The organism is Nocardia sp. NPDC051990 (assembly GCF_040680755.1).
In the GTDB taxonomy this organism is placed as follows: Bacteria; Actinomycetota; Actinomycetes; order Mycobacteriales; family Mycobacteriaceae; genus Nocardia.
The window spans coordinates 304,752-326,759 of record NZ_JBFAXH010000004.1; the positions used below are offsets into that span (position 1 = coordinate 304,752).

25 protein-coding genes and 3 tRNA genes are annotated in these 22,008 nt (G+C 64.4%); 18 read left to right on the top strand and 10 right to left on the bottom strand.

Features of this window, described 5'->3' with window-relative positions; genetic code table 11:
- The first annotated feature begins 15 nt into the window (after nt 1–15).
- Nucleotides 16–615, top strand: coding sequence for a TetR/AcrR family transcriptional regulator (locus AB0L63_RS10485; protein WP_364497575.1), 600 nt, complete (start codon nt 16–18; stop codon nt 613–615).
- Between the two features lie 706 nt (nt 616–1,321).
- Here AB0L63_RS10485 and AB0L63_RS10490 read toward each other — a convergent pair.
- The 3 genes from AB0L63_RS10490 to AB0L63_RS10500 all read right to left on the bottom strand — a co-directional run bounded on the left by AB0L63_RS10490 (nt 1,322) and on the right by AB0L63_RS10500 (nt 4,548).
- Nucleotides 1,322–1,549: a hypothetical protein gene (locus tag AB0L63_RS10490; protein ID WP_364497577.1), complete on the bottom strand. Its 228-nt coding sequence runs from the start codon at nt 1,547–1,549 to the stop codon at nt 1,322–1,324.
- A 1,428-nt stretch (nt 1,550–2,977) separates the two neighbouring features.
- The gene (locus AB0L63_RS10495; RefSeq protein WP_364497580.1) at nt 2,978–3,766 is read right to left on the bottom strand and encodes a glycosyltransferase; all 789 of its coding nucleotides are present in this window, start codon (nt 3,764–3,766) and stop codon (nt 2,978–2,980) included.
- Nucleotides 3,754–4,548 carry a GntR family transcriptional regulator gene (locus tag AB0L63_RS10500; protein ID WP_364497583.1) on the bottom strand — a complete coding sequence of 265 codons (795 nt, stop codon included), beginning with the start codon at nt 4,546–4,548 and terminating at the stop codon, nt 3,754–3,756. Before AB0L63_RS10500 ends, AB0L63_RS10495 begins: the two co-directional genes overlap by 13 nt.
- Nucleotides 4,549–4,667: 119 nt before the next feature.
- On the opposite strand from AB0L63_RS10500, the gene AB0L63_RS10505 reads away from it, so the two are divergent.
- The 12 genes from AB0L63_RS10505 to AB0L63_RS10560 all read left to right on the top strand — a co-directional run bounded on the left by AB0L63_RS10505 (nt 4,668) and on the right by AB0L63_RS10560 (nt 12,464).
- On the top strand, nt 4,668–5,108 hold the full coding sequence (locus AB0L63_RS10505; protein WP_364497586.1) for a hypothetical protein: 441 nt from the start codon (nt 4,668–4,670) through the stop codon (nt 5,106–5,108).
- Between the two features lie 14 nt (nt 5,109–5,122).
- Complete coding sequence (locus AB0L63_RS10510; protein ID WP_364497589.1) at nt 5,123–5,368, top strand: hypothetical protein; 246 nt, start codon at nt 5,123–5,125, stop codon at nt 5,366–5,368.
- A 1-nt stretch (nt 5,369) separates the two neighbouring features.
- A complete protein-coding gene (locus tag AB0L63_RS10515) occupies nt 5,370–6,005 on the top strand; it encodes a DUF2637 domain-containing protein (RefSeq protein ID WP_364497592.1) in 636 nt (211 codons plus the stop codon).
- A 16-nt stretch (nt 6,006–6,021) separates the two neighbouring features.
- Nucleotides 6,022–6,441 (top strand): hypothetical protein, encoded by a 420-nt coding sequence (locus tag AB0L63_RS10520; RefSeq protein ID WP_364497595.1) that lies wholly within the window; start codon nt 6,022–6,024, stop codon nt 6,439–6,441.
- A 232-nt stretch (nt 6,442–6,673) separates the two neighbouring features.
- Entirely contained in the window at nt 6,674–7,945 is a 1,272-nt protein-coding gene (locus tag AB0L63_RS10525) for an FtsK/SpoIIIE domain-containing protein (RefSeq protein WP_364497598.1), read from the top strand.
- On the top strand, nt 7,942–8,262 hold the full coding sequence (locus AB0L63_RS10530; protein WP_364497601.1) for a hypothetical protein: 321 nt from the start codon (nt 7,942–7,944) through the stop codon (nt 8,260–8,262). Before AB0L63_RS10525 ends, AB0L63_RS10530 begins: the two co-directional genes overlap by 4 nt.
- The gene (locus AB0L63_RS10535; RefSeq protein WP_364497604.1) at nt 8,259–8,435 is read left to right on the top strand and encodes a hypothetical protein; all 177 of its coding nucleotides are present in this window, start codon (nt 8,259–8,261) and stop codon (nt 8,433–8,435) included. The genes AB0L63_RS10530 and AB0L63_RS10535 overlap by 4 nt, the downstream gene beginning before the upstream one ends.
- On the top strand, nt 8,432–8,731 hold the full coding sequence (locus AB0L63_RS10540) for a hypothetical protein (protein WP_364497607.1): 300 nt from the start codon (nt 8,432–8,434) through the stop codon (nt 8,729–8,731). Before AB0L63_RS10535 ends, AB0L63_RS10540 begins: the two co-directional genes overlap by 4 nt.
- Nucleotides 8,732–8,885: 154 nt before the next feature.
- Complete coding sequence (locus AB0L63_RS10545; protein ID WP_364497610.1) at nt 8,886–9,329, top strand: hypothetical protein; 444 nt, start codon at nt 8,886–8,888, stop codon at nt 9,327–9,329.
- Nucleotides 9,326–11,050, top strand: coding sequence for a replication initiator (locus AB0L63_RS10550; protein WP_364497613.1), 1,725 nt, complete (start codon nt 9,326–9,328; stop codon nt 11,048–11,050). The genes AB0L63_RS10545 and AB0L63_RS10550 overlap by 4 nt, the downstream gene beginning before the upstream one ends.
- 14 nt (nt 11,051–11,064) lie before the next feature.
- The gene (locus AB0L63_RS10555) at nt 11,065–11,244 is read left to right on the top strand and encodes a helix-turn-helix domain-containing protein (RefSeq protein WP_364497616.1); all 180 of its coding nucleotides are present in this window, start codon (nt 11,065–11,067) and stop codon (nt 11,242–11,244) included.
- Nucleotides 11,241–12,464, top strand: coding sequence for a tyrosine-type recombinase/integrase (locus AB0L63_RS10560; RefSeq protein ID WP_364497619.1), 1,224 nt, complete (start codon nt 11,241–11,243; stop codon nt 12,462–12,464). Before AB0L63_RS10555 ends, AB0L63_RS10560 begins: the two co-directional genes overlap by 4 nt.
- 15 nt (nt 12,465–12,479) lie before the next feature.
- Here AB0L63_RS10560 and AB0L63_RS10565 read toward each other — a convergent pair.
- Together AB0L63_RS10565 and AB0L63_RS10570 are read right to left on the bottom strand one after the other, a co-directional pair.
- A tRNA-Ser gene (locus AB0L63_RS10565) sits at nt 12,480–12,564 on the bottom strand.
- 44 nt (nt 12,565–12,608) lie between these two features.
- A complete protein-coding gene (locus AB0L63_RS10570) occupies nt 12,609–13,016 on the bottom strand; it encodes a MarR family transcriptional regulator (protein WP_364498204.1) in 408 nt (135 codons plus the stop codon).
- 594 nt (nt 13,017–13,610) lie between these two features.
- On the opposite strand from AB0L63_RS10570, the gene AB0L63_RS10575 reads away from it, so the two are divergent.
- The gene (locus AB0L63_RS10575; RefSeq protein ID WP_364497622.1) at nt 13,611–14,612 is read left to right on the top strand and encodes an NAD(P)H-quinone oxidoreductase; all 1,002 of its coding nucleotides are present in this window, start codon (nt 13,611–13,613) and stop codon (nt 14,610–14,612) included.
- Between the two features lie 859 nt (nt 14,613–15,471).
- Here the strand turns inward: AB0L63_RS10575 and AB0L63_RS10580 are convergent.
- The 4 genes from AB0L63_RS10580 to AB0L63_RS10595 form a co-directional block, all read right to left on the bottom strand.
- Nucleotides 15,472–15,801 carry a hypothetical protein gene (locus AB0L63_RS10580; protein ID WP_364497625.1) on the bottom strand — a complete coding sequence of 110 codons (330 nt, stop codon included), beginning with the start codon at nt 15,799–15,801 and terminating at the stop codon, nt 15,472–15,474.
- A gap of 98 nt (nt 15,802–15,899) precedes the next feature.
- A tRNA-Arg gene (locus AB0L63_RS10585) sits at nt 15,900–15,972 on the bottom strand.
- A 40-nt stretch (nt 15,973–16,012) separates the two neighbouring features.
- A tRNA-Ser gene (locus tag AB0L63_RS10590) sits at nt 16,013–16,102 on the bottom strand.
- A 91-nt stretch (nt 16,103–16,193) separates the two neighbouring features.
- Nucleotides 16,194–16,934: a dienelactone hydrolase family protein gene (locus tag AB0L63_RS10595; protein WP_364497628.1), complete on the bottom strand. Its 741-nt coding sequence runs from the start codon at nt 16,932–16,934 to the stop codon at nt 16,194–16,196.
- Nucleotides 16,935–17,031: 97 nt separating this feature from the next.
- Here AB0L63_RS10595 and hisC point away from each other — a divergent pair, with 97 nt between their 5' ends.
- Entirely contained in the window at nt 17,032–18,114 is a 1,083-nt protein-coding gene (hisC, locus tag AB0L63_RS10600; RefSeq protein ID WP_364497630.1) for a histidinol-phosphate transaminase, read from the top strand.
- Here the strand turns inward: hisC and AB0L63_RS10605 are convergent.
- Nucleotides 18,111–19,175, bottom strand: coding sequence for an alpha/beta hydrolase family protein (locus AB0L63_RS10605; RefSeq protein ID WP_364497633.1), 1,065 nt, complete (start codon nt 19,173–19,175; stop codon nt 18,111–18,113). The genes hisC and AB0L63_RS10605 overlap by 4 nt on opposite strands.
- Nucleotides 19,176–19,891: 716 nt before the next feature.
- On the opposite strand from AB0L63_RS10605, the gene AB0L63_RS10610 reads away from it, so the two are divergent.
- From AB0L63_RS10610 to AB0L63_RS10620, 3 genes are read left to right on the top strand one after another with little or no spacing between them, the layout of a single operon-like run.
- A complete protein-coding gene (locus AB0L63_RS10610) occupies nt 19,892–20,965 on the top strand; it encodes a nitric oxide synthase oxygenase (protein WP_364497636.1) in 1,074 nt (357 codons plus the stop codon).
- A 46-nt stretch (nt 20,966–21,011) separates the two neighbouring features.
- Entirely contained in the window at nt 21,012–21,335 is a 324-nt protein-coding gene (locus tag AB0L63_RS10615; protein WP_364497638.1) for a hypothetical protein, read from the top strand.
- A 3-nt stretch (nt 21,336–21,338) separates the two neighbouring features.
- Nucleotides 21,339–21,956: a carboxymuconolactone decarboxylase family protein gene (locus AB0L63_RS10620; protein WP_364497641.1), complete on the top strand. Its 618-nt coding sequence runs from the start codon at nt 21,339–21,341 to the stop codon at nt 21,954–21,956.
- Nucleotides 21,957–22,008 lie beyond the last annotated feature (52 nt).

The window sequence follows — 22,008 nt, forward strand, 5'->3', positions numbered from 1 at the left end:
AGGTGAGAGGTACGGATGAGCCCAAGGCCATACAACATGGGTCGTCGACGCGAATTGGTGGACGAGACCCGCGCCCGCATCCTCGCAGCGACCCGCGATCTTCTGGTCGCCAAAGGGATGGTCGCCATTGATGCGATCGCTCGCCAGGCCGATGTCTCGCGTGCCACCGTGTACTACCAGTTCGGTACCAAGATCGGCTTGTTGGAGGCGCTGTGTGACGAGCTGGCCGAGGGCGGGGGCATGCGGCGGATCGCCGAGGCATTCGGTCAGCCCGACGCACGTAGGTCCCTTCATATGTTTGTCGAGGTCATCGCGGACTTCTGGGCGGTCGATCGGGAATGCACACGCCGCCTGCGTGGGCTCGCCGCCCTGGACCCTGATGTCGGCGAGGTCATCGCGGGACGGGATGCCCGGCGTCGCGCCGCCGCCACAGCTATCGCTACCCGGCTCGATGCCGGGCCGCTCTTCGCTCCCACCCTGTATACATTGACCAGCTTCGAGGTATTTGATTCCATGGCGGCAGACCGTCCCATCCGCGAAGCCACCACAGCCATACGGGCGCTCCTCGATGCCGCCTTGGCGATTCCGCCATCGCCGTCGACGTTGAATTGTTGAGGCCAGCGGTATCGAAGCGCACATCCCTCCCGCGCAATCGGTAGCGTGCGCGTTCAGGTGACTTGTGGTACGGCACAGGACATGTGTGGGTTGCTTCGCGCTCCGAGCACTCTTGCAGGAAAACACGTCGCCATCGAGCCGAATCTTGTCACCGACATAGCGGGTTAATTCAATGATCAGCTGCTGCTGGACGTAATGCCAGGTTCGGGCCTTTCGCGCACCATGATCAACGGCTCTCAGCACCTGGTTCCTGTTGACCGCTGGCCGGACAGAGCTCGAAAACCCTGCCCGCCCTATGGTTTCTGCGGAGACGGAGGGATTTGAACCCCCGGTCGCTCTCGCGACGCTCGCTTTCAAGTCGAATATCTGAGGTCCGCTCGTCGTCTGCCGACGTCCATTCCCCTACGCGAAGTGGCGAAATGCTTCCGTAGGGGTTTCGTCGTGTCCGGGGTCGTATGGGCGAGTTGTGACAACGACGTGACACATCTGCATGTCTGGTGACTTCCCTTCCCCTGCTTCCTCATACTGGCCATCTCTGAGCCGAGGGAGGGCGTGTCAAGGGCGTTGTTTCCCTTGACTCGTCCAAGTGAGGTCAGACAATTGGGCCGTGAGGAGGCAGGGATCTACGCAACCCCGTGCCGCCACGTCGGCAACGTGAGATGCGGTGGGTAGCAGGGGTGATGGGGGCCGAAGCCCCCGGGGTGGTTTAGGTGCCGTCGGTGCCGCAACCGTTGCACAGCAGCAGGGTGCCGTCGAGGTACCAGCTGCCGTGTTGGATGGGGCAGGCTTTGGGCTGGTAGGGCCATTCCCAGCCGGGGAAGTGAGCCTGGCCCACCTCGACGGGGCGGCCGTAGGCACAGTCACGCGTGCTCACGATGGTCCAGGTGCCGCCGATAACGGAGATGTCGGGAAGCTGGTCGACGGGGTAGCTCATGAGTGGTCCCTTTCCTGCGTTCGGTGATCTGGGCTCCGCCCGAACCAGGCCGCGCCCGCCCCGGCAATGGCTCGGCACCCGAGGGGGTGCGCGGCCCTACTGTTCGAGATTCCGCAGCGTGGAGGTCCGGGAAAGTCGCCGCGTGCCCCCTCGGGGGTCGACACCGCTTGGCCATTGCCGGGGTGGGTGTGGTCTGGTACGCCTGTGGCAGATCGCTGGGCGCAGGAAAGGGACCGCGCACGCTGCCCCGTCGACCAGCTTCCCGGCATCGGTGGTGAGGTGGCACCTGGACCATCGTGACCGCGTGACTGCGCCTACGGCCGCCCCGTCGAGGTGGGCTCACCCGCGGCTGGGAATGGCCCTACCAGCCCGAAGCCTGCTTACGCGGCGGCTGATACCTCGACGGCACCCTGCCCCGGCTGTGTGACGGTTGCGGCACCGACGGCACCTAAACCACCCCGGGGGCTTCGGCTCGCATCGCCCGTGTGGAAGGTGACCAAGGACCTTTGTCCGGAGTCGTGGAGTCAACCGCAGCGCGTGAATTGCAATGCAGGCCAACCCAGAGCAGGGCCACGTAGCTAGCGGTCGCGATACCACCAACCTCACCGCGGATTCGTTCAGCAATTCACTCGCTCCTGGTGAGCGGCTTGGTGATTGGGCAGAGTGGCGGCGGATTCGGCTGACTGGTGACGGCTTGGTGGCCACCTACGCGGGTTCGGCAGGCTGGTCTTATGAGGCAAGCGAGCGAAGCTCGTGCGGCAGCACCGTATGAGAGTCGTCGCGCTGGTGGCCGTCGATCGGGCAGAGTGCCGGCCGATCCGGGGTCGGTGATCCGTTCAGCAATTCGCTGTCGGGCGTGATCGTGGCCAACGTCGGTGGCTCGGGGCCGGTGCTGTCTGAGCATTCGGGAGTTCGGGCCGTCTGCTGGTAGCGCATGGGTGCCGCCGACGCGCCCGGTGGCCCGCCAGCGTAGCCAGGGACGCCGGTTGCGCGGCGGCGGCGCGCATGCGCCGCCGCAGGCGCCTTGACTCTATATAGCGAAATTCGGCAACCACTCTGTGCGGTGACGGGCGCTGTGCGACTGAGGTATCCGACACGGAGCTGTGGAATCGGTTGCCGTTCTTGCGATTCGGCTCGGCTGCTCGAGTAGGCTGGGATCACCTCCAGCTCAGGGGCGGTGTGGCAGTTGGTCCAAGCCGCATCGCGCCGAGGAGGGAGGTGGTGGGAGATGGCGAAACATCGCCGGAGCAAAACAAAGGCCCCGGTCGACTACGGCATTGTCCTTGCAGGGGCTGCCGTGATCGCCGGGGCGCTCATGTTGGTCCGCCGAGTTCGACGGGCTAGCTAATTCCATCTGGGTAGGGCGTCGGCTGCAATGGCGTCCTACCCGCTCGGCATCACATACGTGACATGGCTGATGCTACTTGACTATGTCTTGCCGCGGTAGGTGGTCGGCGCGTAATGCCAGTGGGGGAAGTCGTGAGCAAGCGCAAGCGCACGCCGCTCGATGATTGTCCGGCGAGAGGTTAGGTCGTTGTCGTCCACGTGAGCCGCCTGAGCTGTCGTCTGACCCGGCCATTTCCGGTACAACAGCCCGACTTCCACTGAGAAGTAGCCGTCTGCAACCGCGTTTGCGGCCAGAAGTAGCCCGGTGTCTTCGGATGCAGGTAGCCCCATCCAGCCGCCGAGGGCAAGGACGAGTTCGGTTCGGATACACAGCGTCGCCGGATGTACCTGGGCGCGGTATCCGTGCGATTGCCAGTGAGCTAGGACCGCACCCGGGGTGAGAATGCCTTCTTCTGGGTCGTTGTCGAATCCGACTGTCGAACCGTCCGGCAGAAGATCGAGGACTCGCGAGGTGGTCCATCCGGTGTCGCTACGCTCAAGTGCGGCGATATCACGTGATAGGACTCCACTGGCGAGTTGATCGTCTGCGTCAAGGACCTTCACAAGTTCCCCGTTGACGCGGCCGAGTGCGAGCGTGCGCGCTACACCTGGCCCACCGTGGCGTCCGGCCGCGAACCGAATCCGATGGTCGTTGGGGAGCATGGCAGAGGTACCAGCCTCTTCAAGTCCGTCCGCCTGGACGATCCATTCCCAAGTCCAACCGCTTGGCAACTCCTGGGACACGAGAGATTCGTACGCCTCCGCGAGATATTCGGGAACGGCCTGGTAGACCGGTGTAACGATAGAGATTACGTGATTCACTGTGACCACCTTTCGAGGCGGGTTTCGTATTCGAGTTCGGTTCGGTCGCCAGGCAAGGTCACATCAGCGATGTCCACGACTGTGCCGGTTGTGTCAATCAAAGTCTTGTGAATGACAAAGACCGGTACACCCGGCCCTATCCCGAGTTGTTCGGCTTCCTTTGGGGTTGGGGGCCTGGTCGTCACTTCTTCGATTACGCGTTCGATCTCGATCCCGACCGTGCTCAGCTGGTGCATCGTGCCACCAGGCCATGGCTCGTTCGAGTCGTCCAATAGAGCCGGATTCGCTGAGACCATGTCGTAGACCAGATAAGACCGGGCCAGGTTGAAAGGGGTGTGCTCGTCCTTGGACCGGGTGCGGAAATCGCGCTGTAGCAGCTTCGCGCCGGTGTGAATGCCGAACTCGATTGCAAGTTCCTTGGTCGCTTTCACGACGGTGTACTTGGCTTCGAAGACCAGGTCATCGACGTCCAGACCGGTGTCGCGTTCGGTGGCACCTGTGGCCGCCCGCTCGTCATTCGACTGATGCACTCGTGTCTTGTCGAAGTGGTTGTTTGTGTTGCTGCGTCGGACCTTTCGACGCGGTGGGCGGACGAATACGCCTCGCCCCTGTTGCGAGTCGATGAGCCCCTCGTTCCGGAGGACATCGAGGGCCTGCCTGACCGTCGGCAGACTCACGCCGTACTGCTCGCTGAGGGTTGGGGTGGTCGGCAACTGACTGCCTGCCGACAGTTGCCCTGACCTGATCGCTTTGCGCAGGTCATCGGCGAGCTTCTCGTATTTCAGCGCCATAGCTTCAGCTTATTCCTCACGTTGTCTTGACAAGTGGTCTGGGGCTCTGTCATTCTAGTTGTACGGTTAACAAGACAACCGGACAACATGACAAGCATCGCACAAGGAGCTGACATTCAATGGCACTCAAGGACATGTGGCTTTCCACCGAGTTCCGTACCGCGTTCCCGATGGGGGTGTTCCTGCTCGGCAGCATCGAGGCCGTCACCGAGTTCAACCAGGACCGCAACGCGCCGAAGCGTCACCAGCTCGATTTCGATCGCGACGGCAACGGCACCGGCAAGCGCCTGTGGAAGGCCACGATCATGGACCCCACGGGCGGGAAGGCGGCACAGGCCAGCTTCGATGTCGTGTTCGTCTCTGATCATCAGCCGGTTCCTTCGACTCCGGAGATCTCGCCGGGCCTGCGCCCGATCGAGCTGGAGGGGTTGATGCTCAAGCCGAAGGTTGTCGGTAACGGTGAGTTCAAGTCGATCGGCTGGAACATTCGGGCGACCGGCATCGTGGGCGACAACTCCGGTGCGAAGGTCAACCAGTCGGCTGCCTCGAAGGCTGCGTGATCGCGATGACACACATGCTGGTGAGCAGCGGCGTCATCGGTGGTGTGACTGCTGAGTACGTCCCTGCTGCGGAAGACGACGCGTTCTCGGCGTATGTGCGGATGTGCTTCAACGGTACCGATGCGGGTGCCGCGACGGTGTTTCTCGATATCGAGGATGTTCGGTATCTCGCCGAGGTGCTGCCGGGGCTATTGATGGCCCATGATGCCGCCGAGCATGCTGCGGCTGAACGGGATGCGATCCAGGCTGAGGCGGCCTGAGATGGACGCGGCGGATCGGCAGTCCAAGGGGATGGCGTGGGCTCGCTGGTCCGCCGTTCTCGTTGTCGTGGTCATCGGGGTCGCGGCGTTCGTGTTGTCGTTCGCGGCCCTACGTGACCTCGCGATCAAGGCTCATACTCCCGAACCGCTGGCGTGGCTGTTCCCGGTCATTGTGGACGGCACCATCATTCAGGCCACTATCGCCGTGTTGGCGTTGGCCGAGAGCGACGACCGCAAGTGGTTCGAACGTGTCCTGGTTGCTGGGGCTGCGGTCTCGATCGGCGGCAACATCGCTCACGCTCTGGTGTCGGGTCACGGGATCGGTGCTGCTGTGCTCGCGGTGATCGCCCCGGCTGCTCTGTTGATCGATACGCACGGGCTGGCGGTGCTGTTGCGCAAGCGGCAACCCACGCCGGTCGAATCAGACGAGCCTGCAACGGATTCCGTTCCCGTGGACGCTTCGGCTCCGCAACTCCCGGATTCCGTGCTTGAGCCTGTTGAAGTTCCTGCGCCCGCTGTGGTGGCCGAGGTCCCGGTTGCGCCCATGGTCTCCGCGCCGGTGCGAACCATCCAACCCATTCCCGCCCGCCCGGCTGCTCCGCTGCTGCCTGCCGCGGCTCCGCTCACCATTTTCTGAAAGGTGTTGATTAGCAATGAATTTGATGTTCCTGCGTCAGCTGTTCGGCTTCCCACCGCCGCCAGTGCGGATGGAAACCGGTTATGACCCGGATCAAGACGTGGTCTTCCTGAAGCTGGGGCGCAAAGGGGTTGCGCTGTCACCGCGCGAGGTGTTCTGGCTGATCGAGGATCTGCGCGATTCGGTGGATGAGCAGGTCCGCAGCGTCGGAGCCGACCAACAGTCGCCGGTCCCTGCCGCGTCGTTTCCCGGTGAGGTGGAAGCGTTCTGCCACCGACTCCCCAACGGGGAGCTGGCTGTGGTGATGGAGATCGGGAGCGAGACGACCGTTCACGCCTCGGTGCGGATGGACTACGACCAGGCCGAGGCACTCGCGGTTGAGTTGGTTGACGCCGTGGCCGAGTTCGGCACTGCTCGCGGGTCGGAGGTGGCGTGATGTCGAAGTCGTTGCTGCTGCCCGTGGGTGTGGTGTTCGCCGCTGTGGTCGTGTCAGCGGCTCCGGTGGCCGTGGCTGATCCGTCTGGGTGCGTGATGTTCTGCCAGAACCAGCCCTCGCGCCCGTCTCCCGACAAGTGCGCGATGTTGTGCGAACCGACACCACCGCGTGATGAGAGTTCCTGTGGCCAGTTCTGCGTGCTGAACAACCGGTGGGATCGGGGGACGCGCTGATGAGTTTCGCAACCATGTTGCCCCCGCTGGCTGCGGCGGCCGGTGGTGTGGGTATGGCGGCGCGGATGGCGTATTGGTCGCGGCGCAAACCCGCTGCCCGTGTGGAGACGGTCGCTGATTGGGTGGGGGCGGCACCGCTGCCGTTGAAGACCTCGATCCTGGTGTTCTGTGATCGCCAGCAGGAGTTGATGTTGTGGCGTGAGCTGGGTTTCGGCTCCAACGATGAGGGCTTCCCCACGGTCCTGGATGTCGAGTACACCGCCTACGGGCTGGATGTGGACGTGCAGATGCGTGGTGGGCACAAGATCTCCGATTGGACCGATCAGAACACCCTGGACGCGTTCGCCCACTACATCGGTGTTCCCGAGGTGACCGCGCTGTCGTCGTCTCCCGGATTCGTCCGCCTGCAAGTGAGGGTGGTCGATACGTTGGGCCACCCGTCACCGGTCCCGGTGGTCTCCGATGACGTGGACCTGGAAGCGATCCCGGTCGGCGTGTTCGAGGACGGTCAGATCTGGACCATGCCGGTTCAGGGCTATCACGACCTGATCGCCGGAGGTATGGGCTCGGGTAAGTCGAGCCTGTTGTGGTCGCTGGTCAACGGGATGGGGCCGGCGATCCGTTCCGGGCGGGTGGATCTGCGGGTCATCGACCCCAAAGGCGGTATGGAGCTGGGGTTCCTGCAACCGCTGTGCACCCGGTTCGCCTGCACCAGCGAAGAGGAAATGGTCGGGCTGCTGGAAGAAACCGTCACCGATCTGCAGGAGGCCACGCAACAGTATCGGGGCAAGGTCCGCAAACCGGTTCCGACGCCGGAAAACCCCCTCGTGGTGACGATCATCGACGAGGCGGCCACGTTGTCGGCGTTCTCCACCCCGAAGATGCAGCAGCGTTTCGAACGCGCTCACGGTCTGCTGCTCTCGCAGGGTCGGGCTCCGTTGTATTCGGTGATCGAGACGGTGATCGATCCGTCGAAAGAGAATGTGCCCCAACGGCAGTTGCTTCCGTATCGGGTCGGTATGCGCATGGACGAAGCCGCCCAGGTCGCGATGATCCACGGTCAGGGCGCCCGTAACCGCGGCTCCTATTGCGACCGGATCCCGCACACGACACCGGGTGTGTGCTACGTGCAGGAAGACGGTACAGCGGGGTTCCGGCGTGCTCGGGCGTTCATGGTCACCGACGCCGATGTGGACCGGATCGTCGCGCAATACAAGCCGGTCCCGCGCCCGGTCGATTTGGCTGACTTCGCCGAGGGGCGTGCGGCATGAAGACCGGGTTCGTCACCGAGGTGCACGTGGTCATCTACTGCGACGTCTGCGGTGACACCTACACCGAGAACACCGGTGAGGGCATCTGCTTCGACACGGTCAACCAGGCGGTTGCCTACCTGACCTCCCGATCCGCCGTCCTCGGCTGGGTTTATGACGGCGACAAGGTCGTTTGCGACGGCTGCCAAGCCTTGGCCCGCTGTACCGAGGCTGGCCACACCTTCCCCGAACGGCGTATCGCCCTGCAGCTCAACAAAACCACCCGTCCCCGCACCTGCACCGTGTGCGGCATCTCCGAAACCGAGGCCCTGTCATGAACACCAACCACCGTTACGACGACAACGTCATCGACCTGCACGCCCGTCGCCGCTGCCAGCTCCAAGCCCGCGGCCTCGACCCGGTCACGGTCGCGGTTCACCTGCTCGCCGAAACCGGCGCAATCCCGGCCTGGGGCACCGATGACTACGACGGTGGGGACTGGGTGGCATGACCAGCAACGAGTCTTCACGCGGCTATTGGAAGCCGGAGCGGGGCATGGACTTTCACCGGGTGCTGGTCTCCGCCGATCGTGGGCATCTGCGCGAATCGTGCGAGGTATTCGCCAACTACCTTCCCGATGCCATGGGGCAGCGCCAGATCCAGGTGAGCTTGCACAAGGAACACAACTTCGCCGCTGTGCTGCATATGGCCATGACCGTAGACGACGCCGTCGCGGTAGTTGGTGTGCTGCAAGCCGCAATCGGGCAAGCGACAGGTGGCCAGGGCGACGGGGAGGACCTGTCATGAGCGGCTCTGTGAAACCTGTTTCCCGACAACCGAATCCGATCGTCTCCGCAGCGGCGGCATCGGTCCGGAAACCACGCTCCAAGCGCAAGAACCTGCACGAACCCTGCGCGGACCAGCTGACCCTGTTCGAACCACGTGCGACAAGGACTTCGAAATGATCTGGTGGACAACGGCATTCGCAGGCGAGGCAATGGTCGCGGGAATGGTGGTGTGGCGGTTCCGGAGCCCGCGCACCTTCCGGCGGTGGATCAGCGCCCCAATCCGTGCCCGCTATCTCACCTGGTACCGGTACCGCCTGCGTTGGACCCGCCTGATGACCGCGGCCCGTCTCACTCTCACCACCGCCGACGGCGTCACCCGTGTTCCGCGGCTGCTGTCGGTCCGTATCGGCGACACCGTCGATCGAGTTCGGGTTCGGATGCCGCACGGTCATTGCCCCGCAGATTACGAGAACCGCACCACCCAGCTCGCCGAGGTCTTCGGTGTCCCGGGCTGTGACGCCGCGATCGTCGGCCCCGGAACAGTGGAAATCGTTCTCTACCAACAATTCTCACCCACAGCTATCGCCCTACAGGACGATCTGAAGGATGTGGCATGAGCGAGATGATCGACGGAGGCCGGACCGGGGATATCACCCTTGATCCGGCCTCCGGGCCATCCACCCCCCGCCAAACAGCGGCTGAGCGTCGCGCCCTGCCCGATTTCCGGGATATCGCCGAGGTGTTGGCTGATGAACAGCACATCTGCCGCCGCCCGGTGCCGATGCGGGCCGAGGACCCGAAAACGTTGCAGGTCACCTACATCGGGTCGCCGTGTAAGTCGACGATCGAATCGGTGTGCCCGGCATGCGCGGCCAAGGCCCGGTTTCTGCGGATGACCCAATGCCATGAGGGCTGGCACATGGACGCCGAACCCGTGGTCGACAAGCGCACTCCCACCCAACAGCAGAAGGACCTGGTGTCGGCGCGGTCGGACATGTTCGCCCAATACCAGCAAGCCGCCGATGACGGTGATCGCGAACTCATGGCCGGTATCCGGGAAGTCGTCGCTTCCCTGGATGTGGAGTTGCGTGGGTCGGGGTTTCGTGGCCGCCTCCCAGACTTCGACAAGTCGGCCACCGAGCGGCGTAAGCGTTCCACCAGCCGCCGTCAGGACGTGCCGGAGCTGCCGCGTAAGAAGGTTGCCAAGACCACCGTCGGGCGTGAGTACGCGGGCAAGTACCGGCCCTCGACGTTCGTCACCCTCACCTTGGATTCGTACGGGGCGGTGCACAAAGACGGCGCGATCGATTCGAAAGGTCGTGTGTGCGGGGACGGTTCACCGCGTGACCCGCAAACCTACGACTACCAGCGTGCGGCCCGGGATATCGTGCATTTCGCCGCGTTGTTCGACCGCTGGATACAGAACCTGCGTCGCGCGGTCGGCTGGGACGTGCAGTACTTCGCCACCGTGGAACCGCAGAAACGTGGTGCCCCGCACCTGCATATCGCAATCCGGGGATCGATCCCACACGCGGTGTTCCGGGCGGTCACCGCTGCCACCTACCACCAAGTCTGGTGGCCCCATCACGACCAGGAGGTCTACGCCGATTCCCGGATGCCGGTCTGGGACGCCGACGCCGGCACTTTCACCGACCCCGACACCGGGCAGCCGTTGACCGGCTGGGACGAAGCCCTCGACGTCATGGACCTGGTGGACGAGTTGGACCCCGCCCACGTGATCCGGTTCGGTGTCCAGGTCAAACCCATCGGCGTCCTCGGCGGCACCCCCGACGCCGACCGGAAGGTGCGGTATCTGACCAAGTACCTCACCAAGAGCATCGCCGAGATCATCGAACCCCAATCCCACCGTGCCGCCGAGCACTACGACCGGCTCCACGCCGAACTCACCCACACCCCGTGCTCGCCCCGCTGCCCGGTGTGGTTGCGCTACGGCATCGTCCCCAAGGGCGCCACCGCCAAGACCCAGCCCGGCAAGTGCAAGGGCAAAGCACACCGCCGTGACACCTTGGGCATGCCCGGTCGCCGGGTCCTGGCCTCGCGCCGCTGGTCGAACAAGACCCTGCCCGACCACAAGGCCGATCGCGCCGATTTCGTGCGGCAAACCCTCGCCGCGGTCGGGATCACCCCAGCGGATCGCTCCCACCTGATCATCACCCCGGTCGAAACCGGCGACAAGAACGTGCCACCCCGAGACCACCTGATCATGGCCACGGTCTCCCAACGCATCACCTGGCGCGCCCAATACACCAACGCCCTACTCGCGGCCAGTCCGCCAGGGCCGCAAAACACTTCGGCAATCCAGCAAGCCGCCGCATAGGAGGGGAACCCATCATGTCGAAACTGCTCACCGAGTCCGACGTCCGCAAGCTCATCCCGATCGGCCACAGCAAGTACTACGAACTGATCGGGTCCGGCGAACTGCGCTCGGTCAAGATCGGCCGTCGCCGGTTCGTCACCGAACAAGCCGTCACCGACTACATCGCCCGGCTCGACCAGGACGCAGCGGCATGAGTCGACGGCAGCTACCGCCGCAGATCGAGAAGATCACCCTCCTGAACGGCGAGATTCGCTACCAGGTCACCGCTGAGGCAGGAACCGATCCGACAACGGGCAAGCGTCGGCAGACTCGCAAGCGGTATCGGACCGAGAGGGAAGCACGCGATGCGTTGGGCAAGGTCGTCAATGCCGTTTCGAGTGGTTCCTACGTCGCTCGGTCGGTGATCACCATCGAACAGGCTTGTGCGGAGTGGCTTGACGGCAAGCGGATCGCCAAGAGCACGAAAGCGGCGTACCGCCATGCTCTCCAGCCTCTCCGTGATCGCCATGGGTCCCTTCCTGTTCAGCAATTGGCCAAGGCTCACCTCGACAACCTTGTGAGCGACCTGCAAGACGGCGAATTCGTCTACGCGCATGGGCGACCGTGCAAGACGTGGAACGCCCAGACCATAAACCCGATGCTGCGGATTGTCGGCAAGGTGCTCGACTCGCAAATGGGGCAGGGCCGTTTGGCGCGCAATGTCGCCGACCTGGTTGACCGGGTGCCAGGATCGCGGAAGGAGATGGATACCTACGACGCGGCTGAGGTTCGGAAAGTGCTCGCCGTCGCTGATCAGGTCCGTGCTGGGCACGCATGGCATCTGGCGCTGTCTGGCCTCCGTCGCGGAGAAATCGCTGGTTTGCGTTGGTCTGATGTGGATTTTAGAGCTGGAACGGTGACCATCACGAATACTCGGATTCAGGTTGACGGCGAGGTCATCGAGAAGGAGACCAAGACGGAGAAATCGAAGCGCACCCTGCCGCTTACGCCGGTGATCAGCGATGCCCTGAAGCGGGCTAAGGCTGCCCAGGCGGTGGAACGGCTGGAGTTGGGCGCCAGCTATGGCCCGGGTGAGTACGTGGTTTGCGATGAAGCCGGGCATCCGGTGCACCCGGATTGGCTGTCGCGAGAATGGCACCGGGTCTGTGGATCCGCCGGGGTGCGTCATATTCGGCTGCACGATGCTCGGCATACCTGCGGCACCCTGCTGCACCTTCAGAACGTGCCGATTGCGGTGGTGTCGGCGTGGCTGGGGCATTGCGATGCCGCGTTCACGATGCGCACTTACGTCCACAGCCAGCCCGACGCGCTGGCCGATGCCGCCCGGAGTTTGAACGCGGTTGTGACAAATCGTGACAAGACGGCGGGCGTTCGATCGATTCGAACACGCGGACTCCGCAGGCCAACAGCATGACCAGGGTGTCTGTTGCGGAGACGGAGGGATTTGAACCCCCGGTCGCTCTCGCGACGCTCGCTTTCAAGGCGAGTGCATTCGGCCGCTCTGCCACGTCTCCAGGCCAACGAGAGTACCCGGCGCCGTGCGCCGGCTGCCGAGGGGTCAGTCGGAATTGCCGATCTCATCGTCGACGCGGGCGAAGACCTCGCCGACCACCGCGAGTTGTTCGGGATTCAGTAGGTCGATGAAGTTGCGGCGGACCGCTTCGACGTGACCGGGGGCGGCGGCCTCCAGCCGACGCATACCTTCCTCGGTGAGTTCGGCGAGTACGCCGCGGCCGTCCTCGAGACAGGTGTTGCGGCGGACCATCTGCTGGATCTCCAAGCGGCGGATCTGATGGGTGAGTCGGCTGCGCGAGGACAGCACGCCGTCGGCCAGTTCGCTCATGCGCAGTGATCGGGCGGGGGCCTCGGAGAGCAGGACGAGGATCCGGTATTCGGCGAGGGTGAGGTCGGAATCGCGTTGCAGTTGACGGTTGAGTACCGTGGCCAAGCGTTGGTTACCGTCCATATAAGCCCGCCAGGCACGCTGCTGCGATGACGAGAGCCATTTCGGTTCGACAGGCGCGTGACTGTTCGGTTCGGCTTGCACGGGTCTATTCTAAGCCCGCCTGAACAGGGCAAACCCCGCCCAAGCGGGCATCAAAGACCTGGACAGACGATCAATCAACCCCGCGAAACTTGCGCCGAGCTCGGCAGGCAGCCCGATACCCGAGCGAACCTGTGCGCGGTCGTTGAAACGCGGATCTGTGCAGGTTCCGAGGCCGGAGCCGGAAGGCTCAGTGGGCTATCGCGATCCGACCTACCCGGGCTCGGAACCCGACGTCTGAGCGAGCTGACGCGTGGCGGACCGGTTGGCTGCCGCCGTGCGCTCCACCCACGCGCTCCCCGCCACATCGGCGAAGGCTTCGCTACGCAGCAACTCGCGCGCCCGCTCTTCCAAACCCGCAGCCGTCAATGGCAATTCGGGGACTGCACCACCAGTTCCGCCGGGTAGATCTCATGCTGGAAGTCGACAAAGCCGCGTACGTCAGGAACGCTGGTCCCCCGCACCTATCCCCGCAGGCAGCTCGCCATATTGTTGCCCGCGAGGCAGGATGGGACGGTGCGCGCTATCAAGCTGAACGGGTTCGGGGGACCCGAGGTGATGGAGTGGGTCGAGATGGCGGATCCGGTGCCAGGGCACGGGGAGGTGCTGATCGAGGTTGTCGCGGCGGGGGTGAATCGCGCGGATCTGCTGCAGCGGCGGGGGTTCTATCCGCCGCCGCCCGGGGCCAGTGAGGTCATGGGGTTGGAGTGTTCGGGCGTCATTGCCGAGGTCGGTGATGGGGTGCGGGATTGGCATGTCGGCGATCGGGTGTGCGCGCTGCTGTCCGGGGGCGGGTATGCGGAGAAGGTTGTCGTCGCCGCGACGCAGGTGCTGCCGGTGCCCGATGGACTCGATCTCGGTGCGGCGGCCGCGCTGCCCGAGGCGGCTGCGACGGTCTGGTCGAATCTCGCGATGACCGCCGGGCTGCACGTGGGGCAGTTGGTGCTGATTCATGGCGGCGGCAGCGGAATCGGTACGCACGCCATTCAAGTCGTGGTGAGCCAGGGTGCGCGTGTGGCGGTTACCGCGGGCTCGGCGCAGAAGCTGAAGCGGTGCCGCGAGCTGGGCGCGAGCGTACTGATCAACTACCGCGAGGACGACTTCGTGGCCGCGATCCGCGCCGAGGACGGTGCGGGCGGTCCCGGCGCCGACATCATTCTCGACATCATGGGTGCGGCCTACCTGTCCCGAAACGTCGAGGCGCTGGCACCGCACGGCCGCCTCGTGGTGATCGGCATGCAGGGCGGCGTCAGCGCGGAGCTGAATCTCGGTGCGCTGCTGTCCAAATGGGGCACGATCCACGCCAATAATGTCCGCAACCGCCCCGCCACCGGCCCCGAAAGCAAGGCCACCGTCATCGCCGAGCTGAACCGCCACATCTGGCCCCTGATCGCCGATGGCACCATCGCCCCGGTGGTCCACGCCGAACTCCCCATCACCGAAGCCGCCGAGGCTCACCGCCTCCTGGACTCCTCCGAAACCTTCGGCAAGGTACTGCTGAACATCCACGACGCCTGACCCGATCGTGCAGAAGCAGCCGCCTAGTGGTGGATGCGAGTCGAATCTGGTTGGCATGGCCCGGGTTTCCTTCAACTGACCGATGCCGGCAACTCGACCGCGGAATCTGGCCGAGGGGTGGGTTCGACGCTGACCTGACCCGACTGGATGAAGCGGTCGGGTCGTCGGCGTATGCATCTGTTGGCTAGCTGGTGCAACCTTTTCGTCCGGGTGGTCTTGCGGCAGGGTTCCGGCGGCCTGGTCGACCAGGCACGATGCCGTGATAGGGGCCGCCAGGCCGGCGACCGCAACACCGACGCCCGGTCCGCTATGGCGGTCTAAAGCCGAACATGACCGTCGGAGCGCCGAACGCTACGCCGAGAACGCCGAGAACGACGCCACGGTCGCGATCGATTTCGCGCTCTACGCGCTCGACCAGTGACTACGCCATCGTCGAGGCTGCCATCGCCCGCGCGGACGCCGACGAGTTCGCGGCCCAGAGCTGATCACGCGGGGTGGCGTAGCCATCGACCACTCCGGGCCGAAACTGCACAGAATACGGATGAATTGGAACTGATCCAGCGGGTCGCGGGCATCTCGGTGGCCTACTTGCGCACCGGCAGGCACGAAAAAATCCCCCCCGCCAGACTTGGGTTCCCGCGACACTCTCGATTGAGAGGCGACCGTGTCGTTTTCGAAGATGTGGCCATGTTCGGTGACCACCCGATCGGGTTGGTCGGTGCTGGGGTCGCGGTGGCCGAAGTTGCTGCGGTGTCGGGGATTACGCGGGCGCGGTTCTCGCTACGAATCGAACCCATAGCGCACCGACTTTCATTGCGCTATGGACCCGATCCAGGAGATATCTTGCGATTTTTCCTGGTTACGATGAGGCGCCGCAGACGCGATTGAGCTCGTCGGTGTAGGGGTTGAGATCGGCGACGTTCTCATCGATCAGCGCGTTGGCGTAGGCGGTGATGGCGTCCCTCTCCTGGCCCTGGGTGAAATCAGCCGGGACCCTCAGTCGGTCGGAGAGCGCTGTCGACGTCGCCACGTCCAGGTTTCCGCCGCTCATTTCGATCGCGGCGTTGATCAGGTCGATGGCCTTGGCGCAGGGAGCGGACTGGGCGTGTGCGGGTGCGGCGGGCAGAAGGAGTAACGCGGCAGCTGCTGCCGCAGAAACCGCAGCGGTGTAGGCCGTCGACTTGGCCATGATTCCTCCCGGAGAGACATGCGGTGCGGCAGATCTCGCATCGCTCGAACAAACAGGTCTGGTCGAGTAATAATGCTCGACCAGACCTGTAGTTCCTGTGCGCCCGAAGGGATTCGAACCCCTAACCTTCTGATCCGTAGTCAGATGCTCTATCCGTTGAGCTACGGGCGCATGCTTGTGTTCAGTTGTATAACCCCGGCGAACCGGAGTGTGGCGGAGGCGAGAGGATTTGAACCTCCGGTCCCCGTGAAGGGACAACTCATTAGCAGTGAGTCCCATTCGGCCGCTCTGGCACGCCTCCTGGAGCCTTCTCTTCGAGGGCACCGGTCCTTTCGAACCGCCGAAAAGGAAGGTTACAGTAGCCGACATCCAGATCGCAAAACGCCAGGTAATTACCGAAGATTGCTGTCGAACCAGTCGAAAATCCGGGCCTGGGAATCGACGAGATCGAAGTCTTCGTCGCCGCCGGATCGGTAGGCGGGGTGGTGCAGGCCGGGATAGGTCACTACGAGACTGGCGACCGCGGCGCTGGCGGCGGCGTCCCGGAGTTGATCGACTTGGACGGGCGGGGTGTCCGGGTCGTCGGCGCTGAAGAGCCCGAGCCATGGCGCCTGCAGATTCGGGGCCGCGCGGATGAGGGCGTCGGCTTCGTCGGTGAGCGGTTCGACGATGCCGGATGCGGCGACACTAACCGCGGCGCCGACGGGGCGATTGGTCGCCACCAGGAAGGCGGCGGTGCCCGCGTGGTCGAAGCCGAGCACGCCGACGCAGTCCGGGAAGACGCCGCGGCGGGTGAGCCAGTCGAAGCAGGCGTCGAAATCGTCGAAGAGCTCATCGCCGAAAACCTCCTGCGCCGGCTCGCTGTTGGTGCGATGGAACAAGTTGGGCGTGACCACCATCCAGCCTTCGGATGCCAGGGCTCTCATCAGTTCCAGCAATGACCCGGTGAACTCCCGGGCTTCGTGCAGCACCACGATGCCGCCGCGCGCATTGCCCTCCGGCTCGGCCACGGTGATGGGCACCAGGGCGCTGGCGATCCGATGCCGATTGTCGGTCGATTCTTGTGAGTCCGAACCGGAAATGATGTCGTCGCGACTACGTAGCGGCGCAATATCGTCGTAAATGCCCGACATGGAACCAGCGTAGGTGGATCCGCTGATCTTCGCGAGAAATTGCACGTGAGCGGCCCTGCCGACCAGATTTTCCGGTACCGGGCATATGGTTGAAACTGTGACAGTGCACATCCGGCCGGACCTCGATTCGATCCCGGCGTACGTCCCCGGCCGCAACCATCCTGGCGCGGTCAAGCTCGCCAGCAACGAGACCACCTTCGGTCCGCTCCCGGCCGCTGCCAAGGCCATTGCCGAGGCCGCGGAACTGGCGAACCGCTACCCGGACAATCAGGCCACCGAGCTCCGCGCGGCCATTGCGGACTTCCTCGGCGTCTCCTCGGCGAACGTCGCGGTCGGCTGTGGCAGCGTCGCGCTGTGCCAGGAACTGGTGCAGATCACCTGTGCTGCCCCGACCGACGAGGTGCTGTTCGCTTGGCGCTCCTTCGAGGCGTATCCGATCATCACCCAGGTCGGCAATGCGACCGCCGTGCGGGTACCGCTCACCCCGGAGCACGTGCACGATCTGGACGCGATGGCCGCCGCGGTCACCGAGCGCACCAAGCTGATCTTCGTCTGCAATCCGAACAACCCGACCGGCACCGCGGTCGGCGAGGCCGAGCTGGTCCGCTTCCTGGACGCGATCCCGGAGCACGTGCTGATCGTGCTGGACGAGGCCTATTTCGAGTACCTGCGGCTCACCCCCGGGCAACGCCCGAATGGTGTCGAGCTCGGGCGTGATCGGCCCAATGTCGTTGTGCTGCGGACCTTCTCCAAGGCGTACGGGCTGGCCGGACTGCGTGCCGGTTATGCGGTCGGCGATCCGGCGGTGATCACCGCGCTGATGAAGGTGCACATTCCGTTCAGCGTGAACCGGGTTGCCCAGGCCGCCGCGATCGCCTCGCTGGAGGCGCGGCACGAACTGCTCGAGCGCACCGATACGCTCGTCGTCGAACGCGATCGGGTGCGCGCGGCACTGCTCGCCGTGGGCTACGAAGTGCCGCCGAGCGAGTCGAACTTCCTGTGGCTGCCGCTTGGCCCGCGCAGCGCCGAATACGGCGAGCTGAGCGCGGAGGCCGGGGTGCTGCTGCGGCCGTACGGCACCGATGGCGTGCGGGTGACCATCGGTGATCCGCACGAGAACGAACAGTTCCTGCGGTTCGCGACCGATCCGGATGTGTTGGCGCGCTTCGGAATCGGCTAGACGCCCAACGCCCCGGAGATCGTCGGCCAGGACAGACCCAACTCGTCGGCCCAGTACGGCCACGAATGCGTCCCGGTTGCCCGGAAATTCGCGGTCAACGGAATCCCGAGCTCGGTGAGCCGATCGGCCAGCCGGCGGCTGCAGGCATTGGTCGCGGCCTCCAGCGGACCGCCGAATCCGATGGTGCTAGCCACATCCGGGTTGTTCGGGGTGTCGTATGTACCGGGAAGTCCGCTGCCGACCGACAGATAGATCGCCTTGCCGCGCAACGCTTCCGCGTGCAGCAGCACGTCATGGTCCAGCCAGGCGGGATTGTGCTGATCGCCGAACATATTGTCCGGTCCGCCGCGGTAGGTCGCGATTACCGCGCGGGCCTGTGCCTGCCCGAGATCGGTTCCCATCGAGAAACATCCGCTGTGCGCGGCGATCGCGGTGTACAGCTTCGGCTGCCGGAAAGCCAGCATCATCGCGGCCTCGGCGCCCATGGAGACGCCCATGACGGCATTGCGTCCGTTGCCGTTGAACTTCGCATCGATCAGCGGCGGCAGTTCCTTCGTCAGGAAGGTTTCCCACATGTTGGTGCCGAGCACCGGATCAGGGCGCTGCCAGTCGGTGTAGAAGCTGGCCGGTCCGCCGACCGTCAGCACCACGTTCACGTCTTTATCTTCGAAGAACTTGTCCGCGTGCCCGAGCTCGGTCCAGTTATTGCTCTCCGCCTCGGCACTGCGTCCGTCGAGCATGTAGACGGTCGGTCGCGGATGGTCCTGCGTACGCGGCAGCAACACCTGCACCTCGACGGCGCGACTCATCGCGGGTGAATTCACCCAGACCCGCAGCCACCGGTCGTTGACATGCACGATCCGATCAATCGAAGCGTGCGTCACGCCGGGCACGGTCGGCTGCGCGGGCGAGGGACCATCCGCCGATCCGCTATTCGGTCGGGGCTGATCGCCAGGCGCGGCTAGCACCTGGGATGGGCCGAACCCCGCCGCACCGGCAATCAGTGCGACGCTGACTATGGCGCTGGAGACCCAACGCCGCACCTCGCGCCGAGACAGCATGCGGACCATCCTGCCAGAAATGCGAAGGTGGGCGCGAAGCCATGACCATGCCGGTCGGTATGTGATGCGGGCCATTAGATATGGCTATTTCGTGGCAAGGCCACTTGTCAGCAGCGTTCCATTCCGGCGGAGCGCTGAATCGCCACCCGCGATCGCCAGCGGAGCGACGTCGGTCACGGTGTCGAATTCGGCCGTTGTCCACCAACAACTTTCGGGCGGGTGTTGTCGATCGCAACGTACAGGTCGGTCTGGTTCAGGTGGGCCGGTGAACAGTTGCGAGCGCCTGTCCGCGTGTAGGCGGATTCCGAACAGGCATTATGCCGAATTCGGGCACACGGTCAGCACACCGGTCTTACCCTTCGGTGCGGGCGTTTTCAGGCGTCGATTGGGGCGAGCATGATCATGGACAGCACACGGCAGCAGCCAACTAATGCTGCCGTGTGCGCGCCCGGCAACCCGACAGCCTGTCCCACTGCGCTTGTTGAATCGTCTGCCCGATCCGGATTTCCCGCAACGCGGAGGCTACCGCGCGGACCGCCGGCGTGGCCCGGTGTCAGCCGCGCTTCGCGCGCGAATTCTCTGCTCGATCAATGCCTGTCTGTTCAGCCGCAGTATCTGATGTCCGACCGGAGAACACCGTGAATCAAGCATTACCCGACGTATTGTTCGAAAGCGCCGCTGATACAAAGCCTTTCGGTCTCGATCCGAATAGGCGGATGCGGGAGTGCGATGAGTTCTTCCGATTGCCCGAGCTCGCGCATCTATCCGCGCACCGCCGCCGCACCGCATTGGAACAGCTCCAACACACCGGCAGCTACGTGCAGACCGCCGAGGAGATCCTCGTCGGCGCCAAGCTCGCATGGCGCAATCACGCCCGCTGCGTCGGGCGAAAACACTGGCGATCACTGAAATTGCTCGACGCACGGCGGGTGCGCTCGGCCCGCGATCTGGCCGAGGTCTGCTGGCAGCACCTGCATATGGCGACCAACGGCGGCGCCATCCAATCGATGATCACTGTCGGCCCACCACGTCAGGCCGATGGCCGCGAATTCCGGATCGTCAACCCCCAGCTCATCCGGTATGCCGGTTATCGCAACGGCGACGGCACTGTCACCGGTGACCCCGCCAATATCGCGATCACCGAATTCGCCAGGAAGCTCGGTTGGCGCGGCGCGGGCACGCCCTTCGATATCCTGCCGGTGCTCATCAGCACACCAGACGAGTCGATCCGCTGGTTCGACGTCCCGCCCGAACTGGCCCGCGAGGTCGAACTCGAACATCCCGAATTGGACTGGTTCGCCGACCTCGGCCTGAAATGGCATGCGCTGCCCGCCGTTTCGAATATGAACCTGGAGATCGGCGGCATCACCTACCCGTTCGCGCCGTTCAACGGCTGGTACATGGGCGCCGAAATCGGCGCACGCAATCTCAGCGACGCCACCCGGTACAACATGTTGCCGCTGATCGCCGAAATGATGTGCCTGGATACCAGACACGAACGCTCACTGTGGCGCGATCAGGCCCTTGTCGAATTGAATCGCGCTGTGCTGTACAGCTTTCGGAAGGCCGGGGTGTACATCGTCGACCATCACACGGTCGCCAAACAGTTCTGTGACCATGTCGATCGAGAGCAGGCCGCGGGCCGCAAATGCCCGACCGATTGGAGCTGGATCAACCCGCCGATCTCGTCGGGCGTGACCCCGACCTTCCACCGTTACTACGACGAACCGGAGCCGGATCTGCGCCCGAATTTCGTGCGCAGGGACTTCGGCGGCGAGGGTGATATCTGATCGTCGTTCGGCAGCGGTAGTGCGCTTGATGGACAAGAATGAGGCCATGGCACTGCGTCCTATGGGCTCGAAATGGGAAGCATTCGGCGCGCATCTCGAAGGCGCGCCGGGGCGGCTGCCGGTCGAGGTGCGGCGGTCGATCCGAGCGCGGGCCTCGGGTGCCGAAGAGGCGGCCGGGGTCCCCGACGACCTCGCCGGCTTCGTCGAACTGGTCGCCGAACGCTCGTATCGGATCACCGAAAAGAACATGACGACGCTGGCCGAGGCTGGCCGCGGCGACGACGAGATCTTCGAGGCCGCCGTCGTCGCGGCCTATGGCGCCGCCGACCGACGGCTGCGCGCCGCCCACCGTTCCTGGGAGGGGCTGTAGAAAATGTGGCTCGACGCGGTGGAATCCGGTCAAGAACTCCCGGCCCGAATCATGTTCGCGACCATGCGGCGGTTGGGCGGCACCGAGGCGCCCGCGATCATGAAGGTCACCTGCTACCGGCACCGCTACTTCGGCACCCCGCTGTCGGACCTCATCCAGGACGCCATGCGCGGACCGTCCTGCTGGACCGTCGCCGAACGCGAAATCTTCGCAATCCGGGCGTCCCAATCCAATGAATGCCCCTTCTGTCAGTCCGCCCACCGCGGTATCGCGGGCGCCTATATGGCGGGCGATCTGGTCGACGAAGCCCTGGCCGACGGTGATAGCTCGCCCCTGCGCCCCGAAGCCCGCGCCATGCTCGAATTCGTCGGCAAAATGGTCCGCGACCCCGACGGTCTCACACCCGGCGATGCCGAGAAGGTCCGCCAAGCCGGTGTCACCGCCGAGGCGTTCGACGAAGCCGTCTGGGTAGCCACCCTTTTCAATGTCATCACCCGAGTCATGAACACCGTCGGCGCCGAAGCGCTCGAAGCCAGCCAAGCGCAGGTCGGCGCCCGTTTCATCAAAGCTTTCGGTTACCGAACCCCACCGCCTGTGCGCTTCCTTTCCCGCGGCGCTTGAGCAAGGCGCGATCGAGTCTGCTCCCGGGATCGTCACTGGCGGGAGGTAACAG

Coding starts and splice junctions, on each gene's coding strand:
- AB0L63_RS10520 (WP_364497595.1), top strand. CDS start 6,022: ATGAATTTGATGTTCCTGCGTCAGCTGTTCGGCTTCCCACCGCCGCCA.
- AB0L63_RS10535 (WP_364497604.1), top strand. CDS start 8,259: ATGAACACCAACCACCGTTACGACGACAACGTCATCGACCTGCACGCC.
- AB0L63_RS10515 (WP_364497592.1), top strand. CDS start 5,370: ATGGACGCGGCGGATCGGCAGTCCAAGGGGATGGCGTGGGCTCGCTGG.
- AB0L63_RS10510 (WP_364497589.1), top strand. CDS start 5,123: ATGCTGGTGAGCAGCGGCGTCATCGGTGGTGTGACTGCTGAGTACGTC.
- AB0L63_RS10560 (WP_364497619.1), top strand. CDS start 11,241: ATGAGTCGACGGCAGCTACCGCCGCAGATCGAGAAGATCACCCTCCTG.
- AB0L63_RS10615 (WP_364497638.1), top strand. CDS start 21,012: ATGGCACTGCGTCCTATGGGCTCGAAATGGGAAGCATTCGGCGCGCAT.
- AB0L63_RS10595 (WP_364497628.1), bottom strand. CDS start 16,934: ATGTCGGGCATTTACGACGATATTGCGCCGCTACGTAGTCGCGACGAC.
- AB0L63_RS10550 (WP_364497613.1), top strand. CDS start 9,326: ATGAGCGAGATGATCGACGGAGGCCGGACCGGGGATATCACCCTTGAT.
- AB0L63_RS10570 (WP_364498204.1), bottom strand. CDS start 13,016: ATGGACGGTAACCAACGCTTGGCCACGGTACTCAACCGTCAACTGCAA.
- AB0L63_RS10485 (WP_364497575.1), top strand. CDS start 16: ATGAGCCCAAGGCCATACAACATGGGTCGTCGACGCGAATTGGTGGAC.
- AB0L63_RS10605 (WP_364497633.1), bottom strand. CDS start 19,175: ATGCTGTCTCGGCGCGAGGTGCGGCGTTGGGTCTCCAGCGCCATAGTC.
- AB0L63_RS10500 (WP_364497583.1), bottom strand. CDS start 4,548: ATGGCGCTGAAATACGAGAAGCTCGCCGATGACCTGCGCAAAGCGATC.
- AB0L63_RS10505 (WP_364497586.1), top strand. CDS start 4,668: ATGGCACTCAAGGACATGTGGCTTTCCACCGAGTTCCGTACCGCGTTC.
- AB0L63_RS10540 (WP_364497607.1), top strand. CDS start 8,432: ATGACCAGCAACGAGTCTTCACGCGGCTATTGGAAGCCGGAGCGGGGC.
- AB0L63_RS10490 (WP_364497577.1), bottom strand. CDS start 1,549: ATGAGCTACCCCGTCGACCAGCTTCCCGACATCTCCGTTATCGGCGGC.
- AB0L63_RS10545 (WP_364497610.1), top strand. CDS start 8,886: ATGATCTGGTGGACAACGGCATTCGCAGGCGAGGCAATGGTCGCGGGA.
- AB0L63_RS10610 (WP_364497636.1), top strand. CDS start 19,892: ATGCGGGAGTGCGATGAGTTCTTCCGATTGCCCGAGCTCGCGCATCTA.
- AB0L63_RS10620 (WP_364497641.1), top strand. CDS start 21,339: ATGTGGCTCGACGCGGTGGAATCCGGTCAAGAACTCCCGGCCCGAATC.
- AB0L63_RS10580 (WP_364497625.1), bottom strand. CDS start 15,801: ATGGCCAAGTCGACGGCCTACACCGCTGCGGTTTCTGCGGCAGCAGCT.
- AB0L63_RS10530 (WP_364497601.1), top strand. CDS start 7,942: ATGAAGACCGGGTTCGTCACCGAGGTGCACGTGGTCATCTACTGCGAC.
- AB0L63_RS10555 (WP_364497616.1), top strand. CDS start 11,065: ATGTCGAAACTGCTCACCGAGTCCGACGTCCGCAAGCTCATCCCGATC.
- AB0L63_RS10525 (WP_364497598.1), top strand. CDS start 6,674: ATGAGTTTCGCAACCATGTTGCCCCCGCTGGCTGCGGCGGCCGGTGGT.